23 protein-coding genes are annotated in these 24,609 nt (G+C 54.9%); 5 read left to right on the forward strand and 18 right to left on the reverse strand.

Features of this window, described 5'->3' with window-relative positions; genetic code table 11:
• The first annotated feature begins 32 nt into the window (after nt 1-32).
• Nucleotides 33-980 (forward strand): fatty acid biosynthesis protein FabY, encoded by a 948-nt coding sequence (gene fabY / locus ACO6VX_RS20700; RefSeq protein WP_010258423.1) that lies wholly within the window; start codon nt 33-35, stop codon nt 978-980.
• A 34-nt stretch (nt 981-1,014) separates the two neighbouring features.
• Here the strand turns inward: fabY and ACO6VX_RS20705 are convergent, their stop codons facing one another.
• From ACO6VX_RS20705 to gmk, 7 genes are all read right to left on the reverse strand, one after another.
• Complete coding sequence (locus ACO6VX_RS20705; RefSeq protein WP_022624891.1) at nt 1,015-2,694, reverse strand: AsmA family protein; 1,680 nt, start codon at nt 2,692-2,694, stop codon at nt 1,015-1,017.
• Nucleotides 2,695-2,812: 118 nt separating this feature from the next.
• Complete coding sequence (locus tag ACO6VX_RS20710; protein ID WP_207254441.1) at nt 2,813-4,186, reverse strand: nucleobase:cation symporter-2 family protein; 1,374 nt, start codon at nt 4,184-4,186, stop codon at nt 2,813-2,815.
• 103 nt (nt 4,187-4,289) lie between these two features.
• On the reverse strand, nt 4,290-6,368 hold the full coding sequence (gene recG, locus ACO6VX_RS20715; protein ID WP_010258417.1) for an ATP-dependent DNA helicase RecG: 2,079 nt from the start codon (nt 6,366-6,368) through the stop codon (nt 4,290-4,292).
• Nucleotides 6,365-7,063 carry a tRNA (guanosine(18)-2'-O)-methyltransferase TrmH gene (gene trmH / locus ACO6VX_RS20720; RefSeq protein WP_010258414.1) on the reverse strand — a complete coding sequence of 233 codons (699 nt, stop codon included), beginning with the start codon at nt 7,061-7,063 and terminating at the stop codon, nt 6,365-6,367. The genes recG and trmH overlap by 4 nt, the downstream gene beginning before the upstream one ends.
• Before the next feature lie 2 nt (nt 7,064-7,065).
• Nucleotides 7,066-9,174: a bifunctional GTP diphosphokinase/guanosine-3',5'-bis pyrophosphate 3'-pyrophosphohydrolase gene (spoT, locus tag ACO6VX_RS20725; RefSeq protein ID WP_010258411.1), complete on the reverse strand. Its 2,109-nt coding sequence runs from the start codon at nt 9,172-9,174 to the stop codon at nt 7,066-7,068.
• Between the two features lie 20 nt (nt 9,175-9,194).
• Nucleotides 9,195-9,470, reverse strand: coding sequence for a DNA-directed RNA polymerase subunit omega (rpoZ, locus tag ACO6VX_RS20730; protein ID WP_003851346.1), 276 nt, complete (start codon nt 9,468-9,470; stop codon nt 9,195-9,197).
• 54 nt (nt 9,471-9,524) lie between these two features.
• Nucleotides 9,525-10,148: a guanylate kinase gene (gmk, locus tag ACO6VX_RS20735; protein ID WP_010258405.1), complete on the reverse strand. Its 624-nt coding sequence runs from the start codon at nt 10,146-10,148 to the stop codon at nt 9,525-9,527.
• A 239-nt stretch (nt 10,149-10,387) separates the two neighbouring features.
• Between gmk and ligB the strand changes: the two genes are divergently transcribed.
• Nucleotides 10,388-12,139 (forward strand): NAD-dependent DNA ligase LigB, encoded by a 1,752-nt coding sequence (gene ligB / locus ACO6VX_RS20740; RefSeq protein ID WP_422458289.1) that lies wholly within the window; start codon nt 10,388-10,390, stop codon nt 12,137-12,139.
• On the opposite strand, the gene ACO6VX_RS20745 is transcribed toward ligB, so the two are convergent.
• From ACO6VX_RS20745 to ACO6VX_RS20775, 7 genes are all read right to left on the reverse strand, one after another.
• Entirely contained in the window at nt 12,077-12,694 is a 618-nt protein-coding gene (locus tag ACO6VX_RS20745) for a trimeric intracellular cation channel family protein (RefSeq protein ID WP_010258398.1), read from the reverse strand. The genes ligB and ACO6VX_RS20745 overlap by 63 nt on opposite strands.
• Before the next feature lie 433 nt (nt 12,695-13,127).
• A complete protein-coding gene (locus ACO6VX_RS20750) occupies nt 13,128-13,772 on the reverse strand; it encodes an oligosaccharide flippase family protein (RefSeq protein WP_010258395.1) in 645 nt (214 codons plus the stop codon).
• Between the two features lie 146 nt (nt 13,773-13,918).
• Nucleotides 13,919-14,119, reverse strand: coding sequence for a hypothetical protein (locus ACO6VX_RS20755; protein WP_010258393.1), 201 nt, complete (start codon nt 14,117-14,119; stop codon nt 13,919-13,921).
• Between the two features lie 434 nt (nt 14,120-14,553).
• Nucleotides 14,554-14,949, reverse strand: coding sequence for a hypothetical protein (locus tag ACO6VX_RS20760; RefSeq protein WP_422431896.1), 396 nt, complete (start codon nt 14,947-14,949; stop codon nt 14,554-14,556).
• 136 nt (nt 14,950-15,085) lie between these two features.
• A complete protein-coding gene (locus ACO6VX_RS20765) occupies nt 15,086-16,228 on the reverse strand; it encodes an alanine racemase (RefSeq protein ID WP_167423844.1) in 1,143 nt (380 codons plus the stop codon).
• A 234-nt stretch (nt 16,229-16,462) separates the two neighbouring features.
• Nucleotides 16,463-17,386, reverse strand: a complete 924-nt coding sequence (lpxP, locus tag ACO6VX_RS20770) for a kdo(2)-lipid IV(A) palmitoleoyltransferase (RefSeq protein ID WP_010258386.1) — start codon at nt 17,384-17,386, stop codon at nt 16,463-16,465.
• A 423-nt stretch (nt 17,387-17,809) separates the two neighbouring features.
• Nucleotides 17,810-18,673 (reverse strand): YicC/YloC family endoribonuclease, encoded by an 864-nt coding sequence (locus ACO6VX_RS20775; protein ID WP_010258384.1) that lies wholly within the window; start codon nt 18,671-18,673, stop codon nt 17,810-17,812.
• A gap of 155 nt (nt 18,674-18,828) precedes the next feature.
• Between ACO6VX_RS20775 and ACO6VX_RS20780 the strand changes: the two genes are divergently transcribed.
• On the forward strand, nt 18,829-19,254 hold the full coding sequence (locus ACO6VX_RS20780) for a DUF3574 domain-containing protein (RefSeq protein WP_010672099.1): 426 nt from the start codon (nt 18,829-18,831) through the stop codon (nt 19,252-19,254).
• 38 nt (nt 19,255-19,292) lie between these two features.
• Here ACO6VX_RS20780 and ACO6VX_RS20785 read toward each other — a convergent pair whose 3' ends face one another.
• Nucleotides 19,293-20,477 carry a NupC/NupG family nucleoside CNT transporter gene (locus ACO6VX_RS20785; RefSeq protein ID WP_124889588.1) on the reverse strand — a complete coding sequence of 395 codons (1,185 nt, stop codon included), beginning with the start codon at nt 20,475-20,477 and terminating at the stop codon, nt 19,293-19,295.
• Between the two features lie 150 nt (nt 20,478-20,627).
• Between ACO6VX_RS20785 and rph the strand changes: the two genes are divergently transcribed.
• A complete protein-coding gene (rph, locus tag ACO6VX_RS20790; RefSeq protein WP_010258378.1) occupies nt 20,628-21,344 on the forward strand; it encodes a ribonuclease PH in 717 nt (238 codons plus the stop codon).
• Nucleotides 21,345-21,393: 49 nt separating this feature from the next.
• Nucleotides 21,394-22,035, forward strand: coding sequence for an orotate phosphoribosyltransferase (pyrE, locus tag ACO6VX_RS20795; RefSeq protein WP_031591887.1), 642 nt, complete (start codon nt 21,394-21,396; stop codon nt 22,033-22,035).
• 35 nt (nt 22,036-22,070) lie between these two features.
• On the opposite strand, the gene slmA is transcribed toward pyrE, so the two are convergent.
• The 3 genes from slmA to coaBC form a co-directional block, all read right to left on the reverse strand.
• The gene (gene slmA / locus ACO6VX_RS20800; protein ID WP_010258372.1) at nt 22,071-22,667 is read right to left on the reverse strand and encodes a nucleoid occlusion factor SlmA; all 597 of its coding nucleotides are present in this window, start codon (nt 22,665-22,667) and stop codon (nt 22,071-22,073) included.
• A 120-nt stretch (nt 22,668-22,787) separates the two neighbouring features.
• Nucleotides 22,788-23,246, reverse strand: coding sequence for a dUTP diphosphatase (gene dut / locus ACO6VX_RS20805; protein ID WP_022624903.1), 459 nt, complete (start codon nt 23,244-23,246; stop codon nt 22,788-22,790).
• The gene (gene coaBC / locus ACO6VX_RS20810; protein WP_060681328.1) at nt 23,224-24,444 is read right to left on the reverse strand and encodes a bifunctional phosphopantothenoylcysteine decarboxylase/phosphopantothenate--cysteine ligase CoaBC; all 1,221 of its coding nucleotides are present in this window, start codon (nt 24,442-24,444) and stop codon (nt 23,224-23,226) included. The genes dut and coaBC overlap by 23 nt, the downstream gene beginning before the upstream one ends.
• Nucleotides 24,445-24,609 lie beyond the last annotated feature (165 nt).

Here is a 24,609-nt window from a genome sequence, read left to right on the forward strand (position 1 = left end):
CTGGCCACACATCCGAGCGGGAGAAACATTACATGTATCACCTTCGCGTGCCACAGACGGCGGAAGAGCTGGATATCTATTATCAGTTCCGCTGGGAGATGTTGCGTAAACCTCTGCGTCAGCCGCAGGGGTCGGAACGTGACGCCTGGGATGCGCTGGCGCATCATCAGATGGTGGTTGATGAGCAGGGAAATCCGGTCGCCATCGGCCGTCTCTATATTAATGCCGACAATGAGGCTGCTATCCGCTTCATGGCCGTTCATCCTTCGGTTCAGGGCAAGGGACTGGGTACTCTGGTGGCGATGACGCTGGAATCCGTGGCGCGTCAGGAAGGGGCTAAGCGGGTAACCTGCAGCGCCCGCGAAGATGCTGTCGCTTTCTTCGCTAAACTCGGCTACATCAATCAGGGCGAGATTACCGCGCCGCAGACGACGCCGGTTCGTCACTTTCTGATGATCAAACCGGTCGTCACGCTTGACGATATTCTGCATCGCGCCGACTGGTGCGGTCAGCTGCAACAGGCCTGGTATGATCATATCCCGCTCAGCGAAAAGATGGGCGTCCGTATTCTGCAGTTTACCGGGCAAAAATTTATCACCACCATGCCGGAAGCGGGCAACCAGAATCCACACCAGACGCTGTTCGCTGGCAGCCTGTTTTCGCTGGCAACGCTGACCGGCTGGGGGTTGATCTGGTTGCTGCTGCGCGAGCGTCATCTGGGTGGCACCATTATTCTGGCGGATGCGCACATTCGCTATAGCCACCCCATCAGCGGACGGCCTGGCGCGATTGCCGATCTGGGCTCATTAAGCGGCGATCTCGACCGCCTGGCGCGCGGACGTAAAGCGCGTGTGCAGCTCGAAGTTGAGCTGTTTGGCAATGATGAGTGTGGCGCTGTGTTTGAAGGGGTCTATATCGTCCTGCCCGCCGATCCTGATGGGCCGCTGGAAGAGGGGGGGTCCGGCGCGCGTATCAACTAATCATCAGGGCCGCTTCAGCGGCCCTGATCTGTTGTTAACGTACCTCGCCAGCCTGCATGGTCTGCTGCAGTTGCTGACTGTCGGTTGTCACCGACAAACTGCCATTAACCGTCGGGCGCAGCGGCTGATTTGCGGTTAATGCACCGTTCAGCTGCAGCTGCATATTACTGTCACCGGTTAACGGCAACGCGGGCCATCCCCAGTTCTGCAACACATTCACCGGTACAGCACGACCTGTCAGTTGCAGCGTCAGCGGACGGGCTGGCTGCTGGCCTACGGTGGCCGTCCCTTCGAGCAGACCCTTATTACTGAACGCACTCAGCTCCGTAACCTGAATCTGCTGCTGGTCAGCGCTCAGCGCAATCGACGGATGACGCAGGTCGGTGCGATTAAAGGTTGATTCTGCCGCGTTCAGGCTGAGCTTACCCGACCAGATCCCCCACTGGTGCTGCTGCGCCAGCAGCAGGTTTTCACCGGATCCATCCAGTGAGGTCAGCTGGAAGGGAAAAGCCGGATTGATGTCGATAATCAGGTTTCGGTTAGAGGTGAAGCGCGTCACCTCTACGCTATCCAGCCACGCGGGCAGTGTCGCCTGCCAGCGATCGCGCCAGTCCTGCGGCAGAGTGTATTCCAGTCCCGCCACCGCCAGGTTTTTCAGTGTCAGGCGTTTATCGCTACGCGACCAGTCACCGTCAGCCCGAATTACCCCATTTGCCCAGCGTGAACTGAACTGCGTCAGCGCCACGCCCTGCGGTGAGAAGTCCAGGTTAACGATGGGGTCATTTAGTTCGAATCCACCGTTGATAAAATTGCTGGCATTCAGCGCCAGCGAACCATCGTTACTCTGCCAGTCATCACCCTGCCAGTTAACGTTTCTCAGCGTCAGATCCAGATCCGTTACCGCCCAGTCAGGCCCCTGCAGGCGGGCATCGGTCATGTCGAGCCGCGTAATGGCGATCGAGGGGACAACCTGCAGGCTATGCAGGAAATCTTTCAGGCTACTGGTGGTCTGCAGACGGATGTCGTTCAGTCGCAGCTGATTAATTTTCCAGTTGCCCTGGGCATCGCGCTCACCGTTGCCGGTCATAGAGCCACGCGCCAGGTCGGCACCAATATTGTCAAAGCGCATCCGACCCTGGGCAACACTGCCCTGGATCAGTACGTTTTCACCCGGCACATTATTCAGTGTCATGCTGCCTGCGCTCATCTGGAAGCGGGCATCGCGACCCAGCATATCAAGGGCAGTGGGTTTCCACGGCAAAATGCCGCCATTAACCTGCTGAGCAAACAGCGGTAACGCGCTGTTGGGGCTGTCGATACGCATATTGTTGAGTTGCAGGCGATCGGCCTGAATCGGTAGCGCGCTGCCTGGCGCCAGATTGGCCAGATTCACTTCTCCGTCGCGCAGCTCAAGGCTGCTGAAATGCAGCGGATCGCTGAACTGAATCAGTGCCAGACCGAGATCGACCCGTTTCGCCACCAGAACTGCAGGCTGTCCATCGTGACCAAAGCTGAAGTCATCCAGAATGATGTGAGAGGGAGAGGAGAAATTGTGTTCAATTTTACTCAGGGAGAGATGCCATTCGGTTTTGTCACTCACCCAACGGCTAAACCAGCCTGCACCCCACTGTGTCTGCAACAGAACATAGATCACGACCAGGGTGAAAAGCAGCAGCAAAAGTAAGGTGAGGAAAAACTTTCCAATAAATTTCATAGCATCCTTCCCGAGTTAAATCCGGTGAGAGGTTGTTATGCCTGAATTACCGTTACAGCTCAACAGCCTGGATGTAAATCCGAATAATTAGCAGGCAGGCCGAAGCCTGCCTCTGGCCTTACTTCTCTGGCGGAAAAATCAGGTTGAGTACGATAGCGGTAATACCGCCCGCAGCAATACCGGAAGAGAGCAGGGTTTTCAGCCAGTCAGGCGCAAACTGCAGGATCAGCGGCTGCTGAGAAACGCCCAGGCCCACCGCCAGCGACAGCGCAATAATCATGATGGCTCGGCGGTTAAGCGGCTCGCGTGACACAATGCGAACACCCGAGGCGGCGATGGTGCCGAACATCACAATGGTGGCGCCGCCGAGTACCGGTTCAGGGATCATCTGCACCAGCCCGCTGACCGCCGGGAACAGCCCCAGCACAATCAGCATCAGCGCGACAACAAAGCCGACGTAGCGGCTGGCAACACCGGTTAACTGGATCACGCCATTGTTCTGACCGAAGCAGGAGTTCGGGAAAGTATTAAACAGCGCGGAGACAAAGGAGTTGAGGCCATTCGCCAGCACGCCGCCTTTCAGGCGTTTCATATAGAGGGGGCCGCTGACCGGCTGCTCTGACACATCCGAGGTGGCGGTGATATCGCCGATGGTCTCCAGAGAGGTCACCATAAACACCAGCATCAGCGGGATGAGCAGATTCCAGTCGAAGCCCAGCCCGTAATAGAGCGGGGTCGGCACCACGATTAGCGGCTGATCGATGGGGATGCCGGCAGCAGGCAGCATGCCCATCGCCCAGGCCAGCAGATAGCCCACCGCCATGGCAATAACCAGGGAGGCAACGCGCAGGTAGGGGTTCTTCTGCCGGTTAAGTAGCACGATCACCAGCAGCACAGCCCCTGCCAGCATCAGATTTTTCGGCGCACCAAAAGTATGGTCGTTAATCGCGCTGAAACCGCCGCCAATGGAGGTCAGCCCCACCTGAATCAGCGACAGGCCGATAATCATCACCACAATACCGGAAACCAGCGGCGTAATGATCCGGCGCGCCAGGTGCAATACGCGTGACAGCACCATTTCGGTACAGGAGGCGACCATCAGCGTACCAAACAGCGCCGCCATCATGGTGGGCACGTCAGCGCCGCCATTTTTTAGCGCCATGCCGCCCATAATCAAGGGCGTAACGAAGTTGAAGCTGGTGCCCTGAATCGACAGCAGGCCCGAACCCACCGGCCCCCATGTTTTGATTTGCAGCAGTGATGCCACACCCGATGCAAACAGCGACATGCTGATCACGTGCCGGGTATCCTCTGCGGGCAGCCCTAACGCCTGACAAATCAGAATCGCGGGGGTAATGACCGCGACAAACATCGCCAGCAGATGTTGACCGGCGGCAAACAGCGTTTGCGGCAGGGGAGGACGATCTTCAAGACGATAAATCAGTTCGCTTTGCGTGGCGGAAGGCTGTTCTGGCTGCGGATTAGTGGACATCTTCTGTTCTTCCCAAAAAATAATGTGGCGATTGTAATCATCCGCAGGCTAAAAGCAATCGTTTGCCCGGCAGGGATAAAAAAGCCGAATCAGAGGGGATCATTCAGACGTTGGTATAACGGGTATTCTCTGGCAGCCAGCGTTCAATCAATGCGCTGGCCTGCTCGGGATAGTGCTGGTGGATGTGGCGCGCCACACGCTGAACTTCGGGCACCATCGCCGCATCGCGTAGCAGGTCGGCCACTTTAAATTCGGCATTGCCGGTCTGACGGGTGCCCAGTAGTTCACCCGGCCCGCGAATCTCCAGATCGAACTGGGCAATGACGAAGCCGTCATTGCTGTCGCGCAGTACCTGTAAACGCTTCTGCGCCGTCTTGCTCAGCGGCGCTTTGTAGAGCAGTACACAGTGTGATGCCACGGCACCACGACCCACACGGCCCCGCAGCTGATGCAGCTGCGCCAGCCCTAACCGCTCCGGGTTTTCGATGATCATCAGGCTGGCATTCGGCACGTCCACGCCAACCTCAATCACGGTCGTCGCCACCAGCAGCTGCAGTTCATTCGCTTTAAACGCCTGCATCACCGCCTGTTTTTCCGCAGGCTTCATACGGCCATGCACCAGCCCGATGTTTAAGTCGGGCAGCGCCGTTTTCAGGGATTCCCAGCTGGCTTCTGCCGCCTGTGCTTCCAGCAATTCTGACTCTTCAATCAGGGTGCAGACCCAGTAGGCCTGACGCCCTTCGCGGCAGGCATGCTCAACCCGCGCCACAATCTCATCGCGTCGGGTATCGGGGATAGCCACGGTGGTCACCGGTGTACGTCCCGGCGGCAGCTCATCGATGGTTGAGGTATCGAGATCGGCATAAGCGGTCATCGCCAGGGTGCGCGGAATTGGTGTGGCGGTCATGATCAGCTGATGCGGATGGAAGCCCTGCTCCTCACCTTTCTCCCACAGCGCCAGTCGCTGGTGCACGCCGAACCGATGCTGCTCATCAATAATGACCAGTGCCAGACCGTTGAACTGCACCTGCTCCTGAAACAGGGCATGTGTGCCCACCACCATCGCCACCTGACCGCTGGCTATCGCTTCCTGCTGTGCCTGGCGGGCTTTGCCTTTCTGTTTTCCGGCCAGCCAGCCCACTTCAATGCCCAGCGGCGCAAACCACTGGCGGAAGTTACTGGCGTGCTGTTCAGCCAGCAGTTCGGTCGGCGCCATCAGAGCAACCTGCTTACCATGTGCGATAACGTTCAGCGCAGAAAGCGCGGCGACCAGTGTCTTACCCGAGCCGACGTCACCCTGCACCAGCCGCATCATCGGAAAGTCATTTGCCAGGTCTTTCTCTATCTCCGCCACCACGCGTTTCTGCGCATTGGTCGGTGAAAAGGGCAGCGCAGCCAGCAGCTGGTCGCTAAGGTTGTGCCGGGGAAGCATCGGTAAAGCGTAATAGCGCTGAGCACCGGCGCGTACCGCCAGCATGCTGAGGTTGTGTGCCAGCAGCTCTTCCAGAATCAATCTGCGTTGTGCCGGATGACGACCACTCTCCAGCTCGCTGAGTTTTAGATCGGGTGGGGGACGATGCAGCGTGCGGAGCGCATCTGGCAGGCTGATTAAACCGCCGCTCAGTTCCTGCGGCAGCAGTTCGGCAATCGGGCAGCTCTCCAGCAGCGTCAGTGCCTGATCGGTGAGATTACGCAGCGTGGCCTGCCGAATACCTTCGGTGGTGGGATAAACCGGCGTTAAGGTCTCTTCCAGCGTCACATTGCTCTGTTCGCCCTGGATCCGGTATTCGGGATGGATAATCTCAGCGCCACGCTGACCGCGTTTAATTTCACCATACGCGGTGACGCGCCGGCCCGGCGACAGGTTGTTCTTCATTCCGGCATTGAAATTAAAGAAGCGCATCGTCAGTACGCCGCTGCCATCGCTAATCTGGCACACCATCATCCGGCGGCGACCAAAGGTGATATCTGTGTGCAGCACTTCGCCTTCTACTGTGGCCCAGATACCAGGCAGCAGATCATCAATGGCATAGAGTTGGGTACGATCTTCGTAGCGTAGCGGGAGATGAAGCAGGAGATCCTGAATGGTATGCAGGTCAATTTTGGCCAGCTTTGCCGCCTGGCTGGCACCGACGCCGGTCAGGGTACTGAGCGGGATGGCATCCAGCAGACGGCCTTTCATCTTCTTTTACCGGTCGATTGCATGGTTGCCCACCAGCTGGGATCGGCGTCGACTTCGCCCTGCGCATTGATGCGCGGATAGGGTAAACCTTTCTGTTTTGCGACCCGCGCCAGTACCGGGAATCCGCCTTCGAACAACAGGCGTTGCTGTTCATCTTCGTCCAGCAGGCTGTAGTCGCGCAGGTACAGACCCGCGTTCTGCCGCTGCCGCTGTGCTTCATACAGGATCAGCGCGCAGGCGACCGAGACATTCAGCGACTGCACCATACCCACCATCGGAATCACAATCTGCCGATCGGCCAGCGCCAGCGCTTCTTCGGTGATGCCGGTTTTTTCCTGGCCCATCAGGATGCAGGTCGGAAGGGTATAATCGATCTCACGGAAATCCACGGCATCGGCAGAGAGATGGGTCGCTAAAACCTGCATCTTCTGTTGTTTGAGCTTTTTTACAGCATCGCCGATGGTGGGATGGGTGACCACTTTAACCCAACTGTTGCTTCCGGCAGATGCGGAAGCCTGAGTGCGCATCCGCTGGCTCGGCCAGACGGCGTGCACTTCGTGGATGCCGACGGCGTCCGCCGTGCGGATCACTGCGGAAACATTGTGCGGCTTATGCACCTGCTCCATACAGACCGTGAGATCGTGCTGGCGCAGTGCCAGCATCGCCTGAATCCGGGCAAATCGTTGATCGTTCATGCCTAATTACGGTTACGATGGACTTTGATCACATCCGGCATCACGCGAATTTTACGCATGATATTCGCCAGATGGACGCGATCACGTGCGGTCAGGCGGATAAAGGCGCTGTAAACGCGGCCATCACGCTCTTCGGTATTCAGGCTTTGAATATTGGAACCGGCCGTGTTGATTGCCGCCGTCAGGTTAGCCAGTGCGCCCTGATGGTTAAACATGTCGACTTTGATTTCCGCCACGAACTCCTGCTCGGTGACTTTATCCCACTCGACCGGCATGAATTTTTCGGGCTCTTTCTGGTAGCCGCGAATATTTCGACAGGATTCATGATGCACCACCAGCCCTTTGCCGGGACTGACATGGGCAACAATCGGGTCACCGGGAATCGGACGGCAGCATTTGGCGAAGGTAATCAACACGCCATCTGCACCTTTGATCGGCAGTTTACCGCGCTTGCTGTTGCTGCTGATGGCGTTGCTGTCAGCCTGCAACAGGTTCTTCGCCACCACCACGCTCATCGCATTGCCCAGACCGATTTCTGCCAGCAGATCGTCAAGCGAGGTCAGCTTCATACGATCCAGCTCCTGCCTGATATTCTCAGGCGGAATCTCAGCCAGTTTACGGCTGCCGCCCAGCGCATGGCTGAGCAGGCGGCGACCCAGATTAACGGAGTCTTCGCGCTTGAGGTTTTTCAGCAGCTGACGAATTTTTGCGCGGGCTTTGGAGCTGACGACAAAGTTGAGCCAGGCGGCGTTAGGACGGGCGCCTGGCGCGGTGATGATTTCAATCGTCTGACCGCTGGTCAGGGTTTGCGACAGCGGATAAGGCTGGCGGTCAACGCGTGCGCCAACGCAGGCATGGCCGATATCGGTGTGGACCGCATAAGCGAAATCCACCGGCGTCGCACCGGTTGGCAGCTCAACAATGCGGCCTTCAGGTGTAAAGACGTAGATCTCATCGGGAAAGAGATCGGACTTCACGCTTTCAATAAATTCAAACGAACTGCCCGCACTCTGTTGCAGCTCCAGCAGGCTTTGCAGCCAGCGCTGAGCGCGAATCTGTGCGGTGGTACCACTTTCGCCCGCCTGTTTATAAGCCCAGTGCGCAGCGACCCCCATTTCCGCCATCTGATCCATATCCTCGGTGCGAATCTGTACTTCGACCGGCACGCCATGCGGACCAATCATTGAGGTATGGAGCGATTGATAGCCGTTCGCTTTGGGGATGGCGATGTAATCTTTGACGCGGCCCGGACGCGGTTTATACAAACTGTGCATCTGGCCCAGAACGCGATAGCAGGTATCCAGATCTTTCACGATGACGCGAAAGGCATAGATATCCATGATCGAGTGAAAACGCTGCTCTTTCAGCGTCATTTTGCGGTAAATCGAGTAAAGATGCTTTTCACGCCCGCTGACGCGGCAGGGAATGCCCGCTTCCTGCAAACGGCCGTCGATCTCAGAAAGAATCTTCTGGATCATCTCTTTACGATTACCGCGCGCGGCTTTCACCACCTCTTTAATGACCCGATAACGGTTCGGATAGAGGGCCTCAAAACCGAGCTCTTCCAGCTCTGTTTTAAGATGATGAATACCCAGGCGGTGCGCCAGCGGACTGTAAATCTCTAACGTTTCCAGCGCGATGCGGCGACGTTTGTCCGGGCGTAATGCGCCGAGAGTGCGCATATTGTGGGTGCGGTCAGCCAGCTTGATGAGAATGACGCGGATATCCTGCACCATCGCCATAATCATCTTGCGGAAGTTCTCTGCCTGCGCTTCTTTCTTGTCGCGGAATTTCAGCTTATCCAGCTTGGAAACGCCTTCGACCAGTTCCGCCACGCTTTTACCGAACAGTTGTTCCATGTCCTGGTAAGTGGCAGGCGTATCTTCGATCACGTCATGCAGCAGCGCGGCCATGAGAGTTTCATGGTCGAGCTTCATTTCCGCCAGAATACAGGCCACGGCAACCGGATGGGTGATATAAGGCTCACCGCTGGAGCGTGTCTGTCCCTCGTGGGCATCACGTGCGACAAGGTAGGCTTGCTGGAGGCGCTTGATCTGCTCCTCTGGCAAGTATTTTTCAATCAGTTGATTGAGACTTTCAAACAGATACAAGGGCGACCTGCAGGTGGCTGTTAACGACGACCTTCAGCGATAGCGGTAACGGCCTGTAACTCAGCGGCTTCCTGCTCTTGCTGTTCCTGACGATCACGCACATCTAAAATCTGATTGGTGACCAAACCTTCTTCGATTTCGCGCAGGGCGATAACGGTAGGTTTATCGTTCTCTTCCGGAACCAGTGGATCTTTGCCGCCTACCTGCATCTGACGTGCACGACGTGCAGCGACCAACACCAGGTCAAAACGATTACCAACTTTTTCTACTGCGTCCTGAACGGTTACGCGTGCCATAGGTGTGCTACTCCACAGATGAAGAAATGACTGCGCATCATACTGAAACTGTATTCAGACTGCCAACAGTTTGCTGATTAAAGCATCGTGACGCGCCTTCTGACGCGCCATACGCAGACGTTCTGCGCGAATAATGGTTTTCAGATCGGACAGCGCCAGATCGAAATCATCATTCACAATTAAATAGTCATACTCGGCGTAGTGGCTCATTTCCGCTACTGCCTGAGCCATGCGACGCGTGATCACCTCTTCGCTGTCCTGGCCACGACCGCGCAGACGGCGATCGAGCTCTTCTTTCGAAGGCGGTAAAACAAAGATGCTGCGTGCGCCAGGCATTTTGGTGCGAATTTGCTGCGCACCCTGCCAGTCGATGTCGAGAAACACGTCAACGCCGGTTGCCAGCACCTGCTCAATAGCATGGCGCGAGGTACCGTAATAGTTGTCGAAAACTTTGGCATGTTCGAGGAAAGCCTCTTCCGCGATCATCTGCTCAAATTCATGCTTCTCAACAAAAAAGTAATGTTCGCCATGGGTTTCACCCGGACGCATACCGCGCGTCGTGTGCGAAACAGAGACCTGCGTATCATACAACGGCTGGGTCTTTAACAGCGCCTGAATCAGGCTGGATTTACCTGCGCCGCTGGGAGCAGAAACAATATAGAGCGTGCCTTGAGCCATGGTTTTCTTGAATTGATTAAAAGCGGAGTCGATTTCCTGCACAGTATACACAGCTTCCCGCCGCCACGCAGCGTTTGCGCAGCGGCAACACCCAACTTTTGCGCATCTTCGCGCAAATCTCTGTCGGACGACTGTAATTATTCCCTGATTGCGACGGCATTCCTTCCATAGCTGAACATCACCTCTGGCTGACGCTGAAGCACCGGTATTGAATGCTGCAAAACGTCAGGAGAGAGATCATGAAAGGATTCGGCTGGCCGCTGTTTGCGGCTGCTCTGTGGATCGTCCTATGGCCTGCGCATAGCGCCCTTTGTCCGGTCTGGACTCCCACCCGGGCGACAGAAGAGATCCGTCGTCTGCAACAGCAGCTGCAGCACTGGGATGATGCTTACTATCGTCAGGGGCAGAGTCCGGTGGCTGATGCAGATTATGACAGTCTGCAGCAGCGACTGAATCACTGGCAGCACTGCTTTAACCCTCCGCAGCCCGCTTACGCACCGCAACTGCCGGGTGAGGGTGAGCACCTGCATCCGGTCGCCCACACGGGCGTAAAAAAGATGCGCGACAAGCTGGCCCTGGCTTACTGGATGCAGGGGCGGCACGATCTCTGGGTGCAGCCGAAAGTGGATGGCATTGCCGTTTCCCTGGTTTATCGCCACGGCAGACTGGTTTCACTGTTGAGTCGTGGTGATGGATTACGCGGTGAAGAGTGGCTGGCTAAAGCCGCCTGGATCCCTGCGATTCCGCTGCAGATCGAGACCGGACTTGAAGAGGTTGTGCTGCAGGGTGAGCTGTTTCTCTCGATGACCGGTCATCAGCAGGCAGTTGATGGCGGCAGGAATGCGCGCTCACAGGTCGCTGGCGCCATGATGAGCAAGCAGAGGGTTCCTCTGCTGGACTCGCTCGATATTTTTATCTGGGCCTGGCCAGATGGCCCCGCCACGATGAGGGAACGCCTTCAGCAACTCAGCCGATGGGGACTGGGCGTTGCCGCAAAATGGAGCCACAGCGTTAAAGACGAAGAGGAGGTTGCAGCGTGGCGGAAGCGCTGGTTTCATGCTGAGCTGCCCTTTGTCACTGACGGTGTCGTCGTTCATCAGAGCCTGCGACCTGCGGGCAAAAACTGGCTGCCTGGAGATGGAACATGGGCCGTTGCCTGGAAATATCAGCCTCCGGAAGTCAGCGCTGAAGTGCTCTCCGTCGATTTTCCAGTCGGCCGAACCGGGAAGATAGCCGCGGTACTTAATCTGCAGCCGGTACAGCTGGATGATAAGACGGTCAGGCGGGTCAATGTTGGATCGCTGCGTCGCTGGCAGGAGAGCGATATCGTGGCGGGAGATGTCATCACACTGAGTCTGGCAGGCCAGGGCATTCCCCGGCTGGAGCGGGTGATCTGGCGCGTGGCAGAGCGGCACTATCCTCAGCCTCCCGACGCGTCGCGCTACACGCCGCTGAGTTGTTACACCTTCAGCGCTGAATGCCAGAAGCAGCTACTGGCAAAATTACGCTGGCTCAGTCAGAAAACGGTACTGAATATTCCTGGCGTTGAGCGCAGCACCTGGCTGCACTTACTGGAAACCGGCAGTATGACGCACCTGTTCGGCTGGCTGACGTTAACACCGGAACAGATCGCCGCCGCAACGGGCCTCTCTCGGGAGCGGGCGGGTCAGCTCTGGCACCGTTTTAATCTCACCCGTCAGCAGCCGCTTCGTCGCTGGGTGGATGCCTTAGGTGTTTCACTGCCGCGGAAGGCCCTCAATGCGCTGCCCGATCAGCAGTGGGAGAGCTTAACGCAGCGGGATGTCAGGGACTGGCAAGCTTTACCGGGTGTCGGGGCGGCGCTGGCAAAGCGCCTGGTTACGCAGTTCCATGATGCCCGCCTGCAGACGCTGATCGCTTTTCTGAGACAGCAGGGAATTCCCGCATCCTCAATGCTCGGGATGGGGATAGTTGAAAATCGGCAAACCAAGACGGAAGCGCAGCGCCAGTAAACGGGCGAAGAATCCGAACAGCAGGGTAATGATAATCACCGCTTCATGCGCCAGTGTGGTTTTCAGCAGCAGGATATACATCCAGCCAGAGGCGAAAGCGATACCGGCGTAGAGTTCCTTCTGAAACACCAGCGGAATGCGATTACAGAACATGTCACGCAGTACGCCGCCAAAGACGCCGGTAATGACCGCACTTATCGCGGCAATAATCATGGCGTGTCCTGAATCGAGCGCAACCTGCGCGCCGATAATAGAAAAGACCACCAGTCCTAACGCATCGAGCACCAGAAACACTTTGCGCAGATGCGTCATCAGGGGTGCCAGGAAAGTGGTCACTACCGCCGCCGCTGCAACAATCATGATGTATTCGGGATGTTTCACCCAGCCCAGCGGATAGTGACCCAGCAGGATGTCGCGCACCGAACCGCCACCAATGGCGGTCACGGACGCGATAATGATGACACCGAACAGATCCATTTTGCGACGCCCCGCCGCCAGCGCACCCGTCATGGCTTCAGCAGTAATACCAATAATGTAGAGAACGGTCAGTAACATAGCAGACTCCAGTAAGACGGCGGCAAGACTACGGCATTGCTTGAGAGACGGCGCCGAAGATTTTCTGGCGATCGGCGTCCGGGATGAGCGCAGTTTATACCAGCCAGCGCTGGCGTCATCATAGAAAGACTTTTTTGCGAAGGGACTGCGGCAGGTGATTGAAAAAGTTGAGAGGAAACAACGTACAGAGGGTTTGCGCGTTCCGGCGTGGGGTTTTCCCACTCAGGGCGGGCGGTGAACTGACGACGATCGCCAGATAGCCGCTGGTCGAAAACCAGTTTATACAGGAGATAAAAAAGGGCTGGATGCTGCGGGAAAAGAATCGATCAGGTAAATATTGCGACAGACTAAATAAAAAGAAAAGGCGTGCTGGTTAACAGCACGCCAACGCATCGTTTCGGATGCTCAGAGCCCACCATACAGACTTATTTTATTATTTGTTTCTTGCACGAATTTTAGAAAATGCATTCAGGCTAAAACGGTATTCCGGCTGGAACCATGAACGACCGTAGTAGCAGTAAATCAGCATACGAATGGATGCCATCGCCAGGTAACCCCAGATCGCACACAATACTGAAGGGGTCAGCCAGACGGTAAATAAGGTGACGGCAAGTCCGGCTAATACCGAGGAGGTTTCAGCAAAAGCGATACGGGTATATTGTTTTTCGCGCTGTAATATCGCACGGTAATGCTGACCCTGTGGGATGATAATAAACACCACTGAGACCATCTGCAGCATTAATGCCAGTTCAGGCTGATCAAAAAGGCTGGTCAGCAGATGGCTGCCAGTAAATAACAGACCAAACACCGCGACCCCCATCAACATATTACCCCAGTAGATCGTGGAGAGGTCATTGATAGAGAGAATCGAGCGGCGGATCAGCGTATTTGAGAAGCCCCGATCGGCCAGAGTATCGATAGCCAGTAAAGCTATCACGGCGATCGCCAGCAGATTGAGCTCATTCGCCTGCAGAATCTGCGCCAGCAACGAGAGTTGTAATACGCCGATGCCAATAATTTTGATTGAAGAGAGCAGAGACCATTTTGCGCCATTCAGACTGCTTTCACGTATTGCCATAATATACTCGTTAGAGTCCATCGACTCTGTGAGAATTAAATAGTTGTGTAACGGCAAGGAGAGGTTGCTGTAACACCGTTAGTTAGTGCAATTTTTCCGGCCGAAGTCCTGAAAACGCTTTACAGGCTTGCCATGTTATTATGGATTCAATCAAATGATGCCTGGATAAAAAAGATATCCCTGGTAAAATCGCTGTTTCGTGTCATGGCGGAATTCCCTTCAGCGAATAAGAATTCCGCCAGATCACGAATAAATCCTGTTGTAGTTTTATATTCTCCTGCCAGCATCCTTGCGGCAATCTCAACGCATTCTTTTTCTGATAACAAAGGATACGTTGAGCGGTCCATGACTTTTTTCCTGCTTTATCATTATGGGTATTGCTGTGTGTGGAATGATTTATACATTGTTTTATTTAATTTAACACCATAAGAAAAGTCTGATTACGCGACCGCAGAAATAAATGGTTTCACTTTATGCATGATAAATATTAAATCCCCAGCAGATTGCTAATAAACGATTGTTAATGATTAATGTATGGGTCAGTCAGAAATTGTTTGTGCGGCAAACAAGGAGGCCCGAAATCAGAGGGGGGCGCCTGCCTTTCAGAGGATTTTGCCAGGATTTTTCCTGACAGCGATGCTTAAGCAGGGTTGGTGATAAATGCGTAAGGATGATGAGTAATCAGATAAGCGCTTTATGATTTATCGTCGAAAGTTTTTCTATTTTTTTTCATTAACGGCCAGTGATAAATGCAGAGAAAAAGGCGCGCTAAGTCATTGATTTATTGTGTAAGAAGCTGGTTGAGTTTCTCAAGATCGTTGCTAACCCATTCAATATCCTGCTTAAATTTCTCATCTGAAGTAAATGGCTGGCGATAAACCGTTACCATCACCTCGGCGCCCTGTTCGTTTGCTATCACGCGCATCGGTACGTAGATCTCCTTTCCCGAGCCGCTATCAATCCAGTGATCCATTACCCCAAACGGATTATGTGGCGAGAACCGGATCTTCACATTGCCCAGGGGGCCTTTAGCACGCCAGCGATTGCCATCGGGTTCTAACGCACTGTGCGTCAGCCCGGAAGCCCACTTTGGGAAAAACTCTGGCTTCCAGATGGTTTCATAAAGATCTAACCAGTGACGTGGAATCGTCAGGCTCAGAGTGCGAGAGGAGAGCATGTAACCTCCGGTGAATAAGCTAAAAAGGCATTAAAGCATGGGGTCAGGCTTGTTAAAACGTTGTAACAGCAGAAGTGTGGTGTTGAAAGGGTTTCGTACAAATGGCAGACAACGGATGATGCTGTCTGCCACTGACTCAGATGAAATTGCCGCGCGCAGAAACCACATGATCTTCGCTATGGCCGTTAGCGTGCCGCAGAACAAAGCCGTCCGACTGCGCCATCACGGCACAACTGTGATTAGGGAAAATACGCAGCAGCGTGCCGACTTCAGGGCGGCGATCCTGATAAAGCAGAAAACCGTGCTCCTCAGATAATTTTGTCACTTCATAAGTCTGACCCGCTTCGTCGGCTGCCACACCAAAGCCGCTGGCATTGGTGCCGTGTGGCCCTTTATCCGAACTCAGCATTTTTGACCCGGCATCCACAATCGCGAAATGATCGTTCACCGCCACGACACGGGTAATGACGCTCATTGCCAGCTGATCGACGTGACTTAATCCGAGACGGCAGGCGGTAAGGTCCAGTAGTGCATAGTTTCCGGGCCGGATTTCATGAATGCAGGGTGCAACCTCTGCTGCCAGCGCCGTAGGCGTTGAACCTACAGAGAGAGGGCAGTCGGTAAAACCAGCCGCCTGCAGTTTTGCCTGTACTCGCTGCATCAATGCCGTTTCCTGCCGGGCGACATCCGCAATGGCCGTGGCATTCCCGGCACCATAAGCGTGGCCGGCATGTGATACTAATCCGGCAAAGCGTAACCCTTTGTCCTGCAGCGCCTGAGCAATCAGCACCGCTTCATCTGTATCAGGATTGACACCTATCCGATGTAATCCAACATCAACCTTAATCGCTACCGCCAGGTCGCATTCCGGTTGCTGCTGGCAGGCATCAGCAATAGCCGCCACGCCCTGCAGTCTGTCCGCAATCAGGGTGAGCTTTGCCTGATGAAGCACAGCGTGGCGCAGCAATTCAGCCACGCTTTGCGGTTGCACAATCGGGTAGGCTAATAGCAGATCACGAACACCGCCCTGAATAAAGCTGATGCCTTCGCTGGGCTTAGAGACGGTCACACCCTGTGCACCGGACGCGATCTGACGCTGCGCAATCCAGACGCTTTTATGCGTTTTGATATGGGGTCGCAACGCGACGCCTGCCGCACTGGCTTTGCGCTGCATATGCTGCAGGTTCTGCTCCAGGCGCTCTGCATCCACTTCAATATAGGGCGTAAGGCGATCATCAATCAGCGGACGCTGCCACTGCTGTGTATCGTTGATATCCATAAGATTGTCCGGCATTGACGAGGTAAGAGGATTCATCATTCCTTAATTATCTCTTTGATACCAGCCTGCCGGACGCAGACAGGTGTGCTGAACAGCAGAAACTGTAGAGGTAGCTATAACGGCAGAGGCAGTATAAGAGCATAGCAAACGAGAATGAGAGAGTGGACGTAAAGCAGATGTCGTTCAGCAGATTAAAACAACAAAGCAGGCACGAGGCCTGCTTTATCAGTTAACTCAGACGTAGAGCGACTTTTCACCCGGTGGCCGGGTTTTGAAGCGACGATGCAGCCAAAGGTACTGTTCGGGTGCGCGAAGGATCTGATTTTCGATCACTTTGTTCATATAAGCTGCAGCAGCAGCCTCGTCCGTATGAGGATAATTTTCCAGCATCGGTTCGATGATCAAATGGTAGCCATCATTTCCTGGATTACGAATCAGCATAATCGGCACCATCGCTGGCTTCGCCAGACGCGACAAAACAAAAGTCCCGTTAGTCGTGGCGGCTTTTTCCACCGCAAACAGCGGCGCAAAGGTGCTGCCTTTAGGGCCGTAATCCTGGTCAGGCGCAAACCAGACCGATTCACCCTGTTTCAGGGCATTAACCATACCGCGTAGATCACGACGGTCGATCATCGCTTTATTTGAGCGCATCCGCCCTTTGGTCTGCACATACTCCATCGCCTGGTTATTGTGTGGGCGATACATCGCCATCATTGGCTGACAGAGTCCGCTGATGCGGCCGCCCAGCTCCAGTGACATGAAATGCACACCAATCAGCATCACGCCTCGCTTTTCTTTCTGCGCGGCATGCAGGTTTTCCATTCCCGACACTTTAAACAGACGTCTTACCGCACGGTCAGACCAGAACCAGGCAACACCGGTTTCAGCCAGCGCCATCCCGAGCGACGCAAAATTGCCGGCAATCATATGTTCTGTTTTTTCTTCGCTGATGCCCGGAAAGCAGAGTTCGATGTTACGACGGGTAATACGCTCGCGGCGCTGCAGGAAATGGCGAGAGATTTTGCCGGCACCGGCACCGAGACGCATAAGAACAGGATAGGGGAGCTGGACCAGCAGCCAGAGTACGCCAAGGCCAAACCAGGTAAACCAATAACGCGGATGCAGCAGCGAACTGCTAAATTTTCCGGTGTTTTTCATTAACAACCTTCATGGGATAGAGGGATGCATCGCACAAAGAGCACTTCCATGAGTCTTAAGGCGGTACAGCTGTACTGATTTCGACCAACATTTTATCAAAAAGTGCCTTCAAAGAAAGGGAAACTCCGGCATCTACAGGATTGACCTGTTTCATGGAGAGGAGTTAATACCGGCTATAAAAGTACATTAATCATATAAAATCATTATTTTTCAACTGTTTAATCTAAGTCTGAAAGCAGCTTTAATTGTAAGTGAGGCCGTTTCAGGAACAGTCTGGAAATGATTATTTATTTATCTTTACCTGATTCTGATGCTGGCCGCGCTGAAAAAGCGATCAATTGACGGAAGGAGCTAACTCTTTAAGTGCTGACAGCGCCTGACAGGGGAACAAAGCGCTACTGCGAGCGCTTTGTTGAGTGGAAATTACTCGATATTCTGAATCTGCTCGCGCATCTGCTCAATCAGCACCTTCAGTTCAATAGCTGACGTGGTGATTTCAGCGTTGATCGACTTCGAAGCCAGCGTGTTCGACTCACGATTGAACTCCTGCATCATAAAGTCGAGACGGCGGCCAACTGCTTCTTTCTTTTTCAGGATGTTGTAAGTCTCTTTAACGTGCGCATCCAGACGATCCAGCTCTTCAGAAACGTCAACACGCTGCGCCATCATCACCAGTTCCTGTTCAAGGCGATTATTTTCCAGCTGGACTTCAGCATCTTCCAGTTTGGCGACCAGCCGCTCACGCTGCCATTTGATTACTTCAGGCATCTGCGCGCGCACTTTGCTGACTTCCTGCGAGACGCCTTCCAGACGCTGCTCAATCATCGCTTTCAGGGCGGTACCTTCGCTTTCACGTGCCGCAATAAAGTCATCAAGCGCACCATCCAGTGCCTGCAACAACTGGGTGTTGATGGCATCCAGATCCTGTTCCTGCGCAGACATCACACCCGGCCAGCGCAGAATATCCAGCGGATTAATCGCGCCTTCGTCGCTCTGCATTTTTACCCAGTTGGCAGCCTGCACCAGCTGTTTCGCCAGCGTTTCGTTGAGCATCAGTTCGCCCTGCGCGCTGGGATCGGCATCATAACGGAGGTTGCACTCAATTTTACCGCGCGTCAGACGCTGGCGAATGCGCTCGCGGATAACCGGCTCCAGCCCACGAAACTGTTCCGGCAGGCGGATGTAGGTTTCCAGATAACGCTGGTTCACGGAACGCAGCTCCCAGGCGGCGCTGCCCCATTCGCCTTTGGCTTCGCTGCGGGCATAAGCGGTCATACTGCGGATCATAAGCGGTACTCATTTGCGGAAAGATGGGTGAAGTATAGCGAGGCGAGCCACGGCATAACAGGCATAAGCGTCGCACAGGAAAATAACGAACCATTTCCGCTTTCAGCGACAGCCACTTATGATGACCATTGACCCTTTGTGAGGATGACTGATCTATGTCTCGCGTTATTGCCCTTCCTGTTGTGATGGCTCTGCTGCTGGCAGGTTGCCAGGCTCGCCACTCGCCGCCCACTAAACCGCAACCCATCTGTGCGGGTGGCGACATGATGATGCAGACCACGTTGTGGTTTGGACTGAGCAAGCCTGACGGCGGCAGGGTGAGTTCACTCGACTGGATGAACTTCGTGGATAATGAGGTCACGCCACGGTTTAAAGCGGGCCTGTCGGTCTATGATGCCAAAGGGCAATGGCTGGGCGAGAACGGTCAGCTGGCACGGGAGAACAGTAAGGCGTTGATGCTGATCCACGGGATCGACCCCGCCACCAACGTTGATATTGAGGCGTTACGCAGCCTCTATAAAAAACGGTTTGGTCAGGAGTCGGTTATGCGGGTGGATGCACCCGTCTGCGTCGGATTCTAAGGCGAAAGCGGGCGGCAGAACTGCCGCCCGTTGAATAATCAGATAAACAGACCAGCAAAGGCTGCGGAGAGCAGACTGACCAGCGTGGAGCCATAGACCAGCTTCCAGCCAAAACGGGAAACCACATTTCCCTGTTTCTCATTCAGGCCTTTTATTGCGCCTGCCACAATGCCGATAGAGGCAAAGTTAGCGAACGAGACCAGGAACACCGACAGAATACCCAGTCCACGCGCACTCATGCCTGCCGCGACTTTCTGCAGTTCAATCATCGCCACAAACTCATTCGCCACCAGTTTGGTTGCCATGATGCTGGCCGCCTGCAGGGCATCGGCTTTGGGAATGCCAATCAGCCAGGCCAGAGGATAGAACAGGTAGCCGAGCAGTTGCTGGAAGCTGTAGCCGAACACCGCCGCAAACAGCGCGTTGACGGCAGCAATCAGCGCAATAAAGCCAATCAGCATGGCCAGAATAATCATCGCGACTTTGAAGCCTGCCAGGATGTATTCGCCCAGCATCTCAAAGAAGCTCTGCTCTTCATGCAGTTTATCCAGCGCGATAGGCTGCTCATCCAGGCTTTTCATCGGGTTGATGATCGACAGGATAATAAAGGTGCTGAACATGTTAAGCAGCAATGCCGCAACCACATACTTCGGTTCGATCATCGACATATAAGCACCGACAATCGACAGCGAAACGGTAGACATCGCGGTCGCTGCCATGGTGTAGAGCCGGCGCGGCGGGATATCACCCAGAATCCCTTTATAAGCGATGAAGTTTTCCGACTGCCCAAGAATCAGCGTGCTGACGGCGTTGAACGACTCCAGTTTGCCCATGCCGTTAATCTTCGACAGCAGCGTCCCGAAAATACGGATCAGCAGCGGCAGGATGCGCCAGTGCTGCAATATGCCGATCAGTGCCGAAATAAAGACAATCGGGCAGAGCACGCCAAGGAAGATAAATGCCAGCCCCTGCTTACTCATTCCGCCAAACACGAACTCCGTGCCTTGTGCGGCAAAACCCAGCAGCGTCTCAAAGAAACCGGCGAACGAGCCGACCAGTGCCAGACCCCCGGCAGAGTGAAGGAAGAACCAACCCAGCGCGGCTTCCACCACAATCAGTTGAACAATAAAGCGCAGACGAATCTGTTTACGGTCATGACTGACCAGCAGCGCAAGGGCGAAGATCACCACCAGCGCCAGCAGGAAATGAAGAATGGTGGCCATATGTCTTTTTTATCAGAGAGAAAGGAACGCGCATTTAGCCACAGCTGGCGGGGAATTTCATCTGATGCCTGCGTCAGACCAGCGTAAGAGACAGCGGACAAGGAAGTCCGTATAATGCGCAGCCAATCATTAGCAAGCCGGAGAATACCCATGCGTCCAGCAGGCCGTAGCGCACAACAGGTGCGTCCAGTCACATTGACCCGCAATTACACCAAACACGCAGAGGGTTCCGTTCTGGTGGAATTCGGCGAAACGAAAGTGCTTTGCACTGCCTCGGTAGACGAAGGGGTTCCGCGTTTCCTCAAAGGCCAGGGCCAGGGTTGGGTAACGGCCGAATATGGCATGCTGCCGCGTTCGACGCACAGCCGTATGGCGCGTGAAGCTGCAAAAGGCAAGCAGGGCGGCCGTACGCTGGAGATTCAGCGTCTGATCGCCCGTTCACTGCGCGCCGCGGTTGATCTTAAAGCGCTGGGTGAATTTACCATTACGCTCGACTGTGACGTGATCCAGGCCGATGGCGGCACTCGCACCGCATCAATCACCGGAGCCTGCGTGGCGCTGGCTGATGCGCTGAACAAGCTGGTGGCCAGCGGCAAACTGAAAGCGAACCCGATGAAGGGCATGGTCGCGGCGATTTCAGTGGGCATCGTCAAAGGCGAAGCGCTGTGCGATCTGGAGTATGTTGAAGACTCAGCCGCAGAAACCGACATGAACGTCGTGATGCTGGAAGATGGCCGCATGATCGAGGTGCAGGGCACTGCCGAAGGCGAACCGTTCAGCCATGAAGAGTTGCTGACGCTACTGGCGCTGGCTCGGGGCGGAATTGAGGAATTAATTCAGGCGCAGAAAGCAGCGCTGGAAAATTGATGTAACAGGCGACCTCAGAGTCGCCTTTTCTTTATTTGAGGAGTGAGAAATGAAAGCCTGGCAGCGTCAGTTTATTGAATTTGCCCTGAACAAGCAGGTGCTGAAGTTCGGTGAGTTCACTTTGAAGTCCGGGCGTAAAAGCCCCTATTTCTTTAATGCTGGTCTGTTTAACAGCGGACGGGATTTAGCGCTGCTGGGACGCTTCTACGCGCAGGCGCTGGTGGATGGCGCTGTTGATTTTGATCTGCTGTTCGGCCCGGCCTATAAAGGCATTCCGATTGCCACCACCACGGCGGTGGCGCTGGCGGATCATCATGACCGCGATGTGCCTTACTGCTTTAACCGTAAAGAAGCGAAAGATCACGGCGAAGGTGGCCTGCTGGTTGGCAGTCCGCTGCAGGGCAAAGTGATGCTGGTGGACGATGTGATCACCGCAGGCACCGCGATTCGTGAGTCGATGGATATTATCGGTGCGCACAACGCCACTCTGGCAGGCGTGCTGGTCTCGCTTGATCGTCAGGAGCGTGGACGCGGAGAAATGTCGGCGATTCAGGAAGTGGAACGTGATTACGGCTGCAAAGTGACCGCGATTATAACGCTGGCAGATCTGATTGCCTGGCTGGAAGAGAAGCCTGAGATGGCTGATCATCTGGCCCAGGTACGTGCCTATCAGAAAGCGTACGGGATTTAACAGAGGCGGGCGCAATGCCCGCCTTCTTTTACGCTTTACGCCAGCTGGGCGGCAATCAGCGGCCAGCGAGCCTCAAAGTCTGCGGTAGGACTGAAACGAAATTCAGAACGAACATACCGTGACAGTAAACCCTCACAGAAAGCCAGCAACTGACTTGCCAGCAGCGCCTCATCAGCCTGAAAGGCTTCGCCCTCGCGCATTTTCCGTTCCCGCATCACCTGTCGCAGCTGCACTTCAATCCGCTCAAACAGCTGATTGATGCGTCCCTGCAGTCGGTCCTGCTCAAACATCAATGCATGGCCGGTCAGAATGCGCGTCAGTCCCGGATTACGCTCACCAAATCCCAGAATCAGTTGCACGATCAGACGCAGACGCGTCATGGTCTCTTTTTCATCCTTGAGGATCAGATTGATGCGGGTAATCAGACTGTCTTCGATAAACTCAATCAGGCTATCGAACATTCGTGTCTTACTCGGGAAGTGACGATACAGCGCCGCTTCGGAAACGCCCACCGTGGCTGCCAGTTTGGCTGTGGTAATGCGCTGGCTGCCATCACCCGACTCCAGCATCTGCGCCAGCGCCTGCAAAATCTCTTCGCGACGATTCCGCTTCGCGACTTTTTTTTCTGCCATGACCTTAAAGACCCCTGAAATTCACCTAAAAACAGGCAACACCTACGCATCTGCCACAGGAACGCGTCCTGTGGCGATGAGGAAAAAATAACGGGCGTAAGTGAAAGTCGGTAATGCGGGTTACTGGCGACCGGAGTGGCCGAAGCCGCCTTCGCCGCGCAGGCTGGCGTCGAAATCTTCGACCAGGTTAAATTCCGCCTGCACCACCGGTACAAAGACCAGTTGTGCCATGCGATCGCCGGGTTGCAGCGAGAAGCTTTCCTGGCCGCGATTCCAGACCGAGACCATCAGCTGTCCCTGATAGTCGGAGTCAATCAGACCCACCAGGTTGCCCAGCACGATGCCATGTTTATGGCCAAGGCCTGAGCGCGGCAGGATCACAGCGGCCAGATCGGGGTCGGCAATATGAATCGCCAGGCCGGTCGGAACCAGCGTTGTGGTGCCTGGTGCGATGTCGAGAACATCATCAATGCAGGCGCGTAAATCTAACCCAGCGGAACCTGAAGTCGCGTAGGTCGGCAGTGGAAACTCTTTGCCGACGCGCGGATCCAGGATTTTAACGTCTATTTTTTTCATCATAACGGCTGACAATCTCGTCTATTAATTGTTGGCCAAGGAGAGACTTATCGCTGAGCGGTAAGCGTTTTTCTCCATCCTGCCAAAAAAGGTGAAGAGCATTGGTGTCGCTATTAAACCCCTGTCCGGCTTTAGCGACGTCGTTAGCGCAGATCAGATCCAGATTCTTGCGCACCCGTTTTTGCCGGGCGTATTCTTCCACATTCTGTGTTTCAGCAGCAAATCCAACGACGAACGGCCGGTTTTCCTGAAGTGCAGCGACGCCGGCAACAATATCGGGATTCTTTACCAGGTTCAGCGTGACGTTATCATCGCCGCCCTGTTTCTTGATTTTATCGGCCGCAATATCGGCTGCCCGGTAGTCTGCCACGGCTGCGCTTGCAATGAAAATATGTTGTTTATCTATCTCACTCATGACGGCGGCCTGCATCTCCAGCGCGCTGGTCACATCAATTCGCCGCACACCCGCTGGCGCAGACAGGTTGACCGGGCCGCTGACCAGCGTGACCTGTGCACCGCGTCTGGCGGCGGCGTCGGCAATAGCAAAGCCCATTTTGCCGGAGCTGTGGTTAGTGATGTAGCGCACCGGGTCCAGCGCCTCACGGGTAGGGCCGGCGGTAATCATAATGTTGAGATGTTGCAGATCGTTGACGGGCGTGGCCCACTGCACCGCATGGTCAACAATCACCAGCGGGTCGAGCATCCGGCCCGGCCCGACATCGCCGCAGGCCTGGCTGCCGCTGTCCGGTCCCCAAATCAGCACGCCACGCGCCTGCAGGCTCTGCAGGTTATGCTGGGTCACCGCCGCACGATACATCTGCTGATTCATAGCGGGCACCACTGCCACGGGTGAGGCCGTCGCTAACACGGCGGTCGTCACCAGATCGTTTGCCATACCGGCAGTAATACGGGCAATCAGGTCAGCAGTGGCCGGTGCCAGCACAATAAGGTCGGCCCATTTTGCCAGTTCAATATGACCCATCGCCGCCTCCGCTGCCGGATCAAGCAGATCGTCAAATACCGGATAGCCGGAGACAGCCTGCAGGCTGAGCGGAGTAATAAATGCTTTCGCACCCTCTGTCATCATCACGCGGACATCAGCACCGCGATCGCGCAGGCGGCGCACCAGCTCAGGTGCTTTATAAGCAGCAATACCGCCGCTCACGCCAAGAAGAATTTTTTTGCCGGCTAATCCCATCATGATGTTGGCCTCACTAAGCTCTCTGCCGCTCGCGGCGGCGAATGCACGGACTTTATCACAAAAGCGCGGATGCGCCTTTTCACTGACTGCGTTTGCGAGCCGTCTCGTAGATTGCAGCTTCACTGATAGCTGCACTCTTCATGATGGGCCATGCTGAGGCTCATC

It is taken from the genome of Pantoea sp. BJFS-204 (assembly GCF_049310725.1).
Classification (GTDB): Bacteria; Pseudomonadota; Gammaproteobacteria; order Enterobacterales; family Enterobacteriaceae; genus Pantoea; species Pantoea agglomerans.

Excerpts from the sequence above, each read along its gene's own strand:
- fabY (WP_010258423.1), top strand. The coding sequence starts at position 33 with ATGTATCACCTTCGCGTGCCACAGACGGCGGAAGAGCTGGATATCTAT.
- ACO6VX_RS20705 (WP_022624891.1), bottom strand. The coding sequence starts at position 2,694 with ATGAAATTTATTGGAAAGTTTTTCCTCACCTTACTTTTGCTGCTGCTT.
- ACO6VX_RS20710 (WP_207254441.1), bottom strand. The coding sequence starts at position 4,186 with ATGTCCACTAATCCGCAGCCAGAACAGCCTTCCGCCACGCAAAGCGAA.
- recG (WP_010258417.1), bottom strand. The coding sequence starts at position 6,368 with ATGAAAGGCCGTCTGCTGGATGCCATCCCGCTCAGTACCCTGACCGGC.
- trmH (WP_010258414.1), bottom strand. The coding sequence starts at position 7,063 with ATGAACGATCAACGATTTGCCCGGATTCAGGCGATGCTGGCACTGCGC.
- rpoZ (WP_003851346.1), bottom strand. The coding sequence starts at position 9,470 with ATGGCACGCGTAACCGTTCAGGACGCAGTAGAAAAAGTTGGTAATCGT.
- gmk (WP_010258405.1), bottom strand. The coding sequence starts at position 10,148 with ATGGCTCAAGGCACGCTCTATATTGTTTCTGCTCCCAGCGGCGCAGGT.
- ligB (WP_422458289.1), top strand. The coding sequence starts at position 10,388 with ATGAAAGGATTCGGCTGGCCGCTGTTTGCGGCTGCTCTGTGGATCGTC.
- ACO6VX_RS20745 (WP_010258398.1), bottom strand. The coding sequence starts at position 12,694 with ATGTTACTGACCGTTCTCTACATTATTGGTATTACTGCTGAAGCCATG.
- ACO6VX_RS20750 (WP_010258395.1), bottom strand. The coding sequence starts at position 13,772 with ATGGCAATACGTGAAAGCAGTCTGAATGGCGCAAAATGGTCTCTGCTC.
- ACO6VX_RS20755 (WP_010258393.1), bottom strand. The coding sequence starts at position 14,119 with ATGGACCGCTCAACGTATCCTTTGTTATCAGAAAAAGAATGCGTTGAG.
- ACO6VX_RS20760 (WP_422431896.1), bottom strand. The coding sequence starts at position 14,949 with ATGCTCTCCTCTCGCACTCTGAGCCTGACGATTCCACGTCACTGGTTA.
- ACO6VX_RS20765 (WP_167423844.1), bottom strand. The coding sequence starts at position 16,228 with ATGGATATCAACGATACACAGCAGTGGCAGCGTCCGCTGATTGATGAT.
- lpxP (WP_010258386.1), bottom strand. The coding sequence starts at position 17,386 with ATGAAAAACACCGGAAAATTTAGCAGTTCGCTGCTGCATCCGCGTTAT.
- ACO6VX_RS20775 (WP_010258384.1), bottom strand. The coding sequence starts at position 18,673 with ATGATCCGCAGTATGACCGCTTATGCCCGCAGCGAAGCCAAAGGCGAA.
- ACO6VX_RS20780 (WP_010672099.1), top strand. The coding sequence starts at position 18,829 with ATGTCTCGCGTTATTGCCCTTCCTGTTGTGATGGCTCTGCTGCTGGCA.
- ACO6VX_RS20785 (WP_124889588.1), bottom strand. The coding sequence starts at position 20,477 with ATGGCCACCATTCTTCATTTCCTGCTGGCGCTGGTGGTGATCTTCGCC.
- rph (WP_010258378.1), top strand. The coding sequence starts at position 20,628 with ATGCGTCCAGCAGGCCGTAGCGCACAACAGGTGCGTCCAGTCACATTG.
- pyrE (WP_031591887.1), top strand. The coding sequence starts at position 21,394 with ATGAAAGCCTGGCAGCGTCAGTTTATTGAATTTGCCCTGAACAAGCAG.
- slmA (WP_010258372.1), bottom strand. The coding sequence starts at position 22,667 with ATGGCAGAAAAAAAAGTCGCGAAGCGGAATCGTCGCGAAGAGATTTTG.
- dut (WP_022624903.1), bottom strand. The coding sequence starts at position 23,246 with ATGATGAAAAAAATAGACGTTAAAATCCTGGATCCGCGCGTCGGCAAA.
- coaBC (WP_060681328.1), bottom strand. The coding sequence starts at position 24,444 with ATGATGGGATTAGCCGGCAAAAAAATTCTTCTTGGCGTGAGCGGCGGT.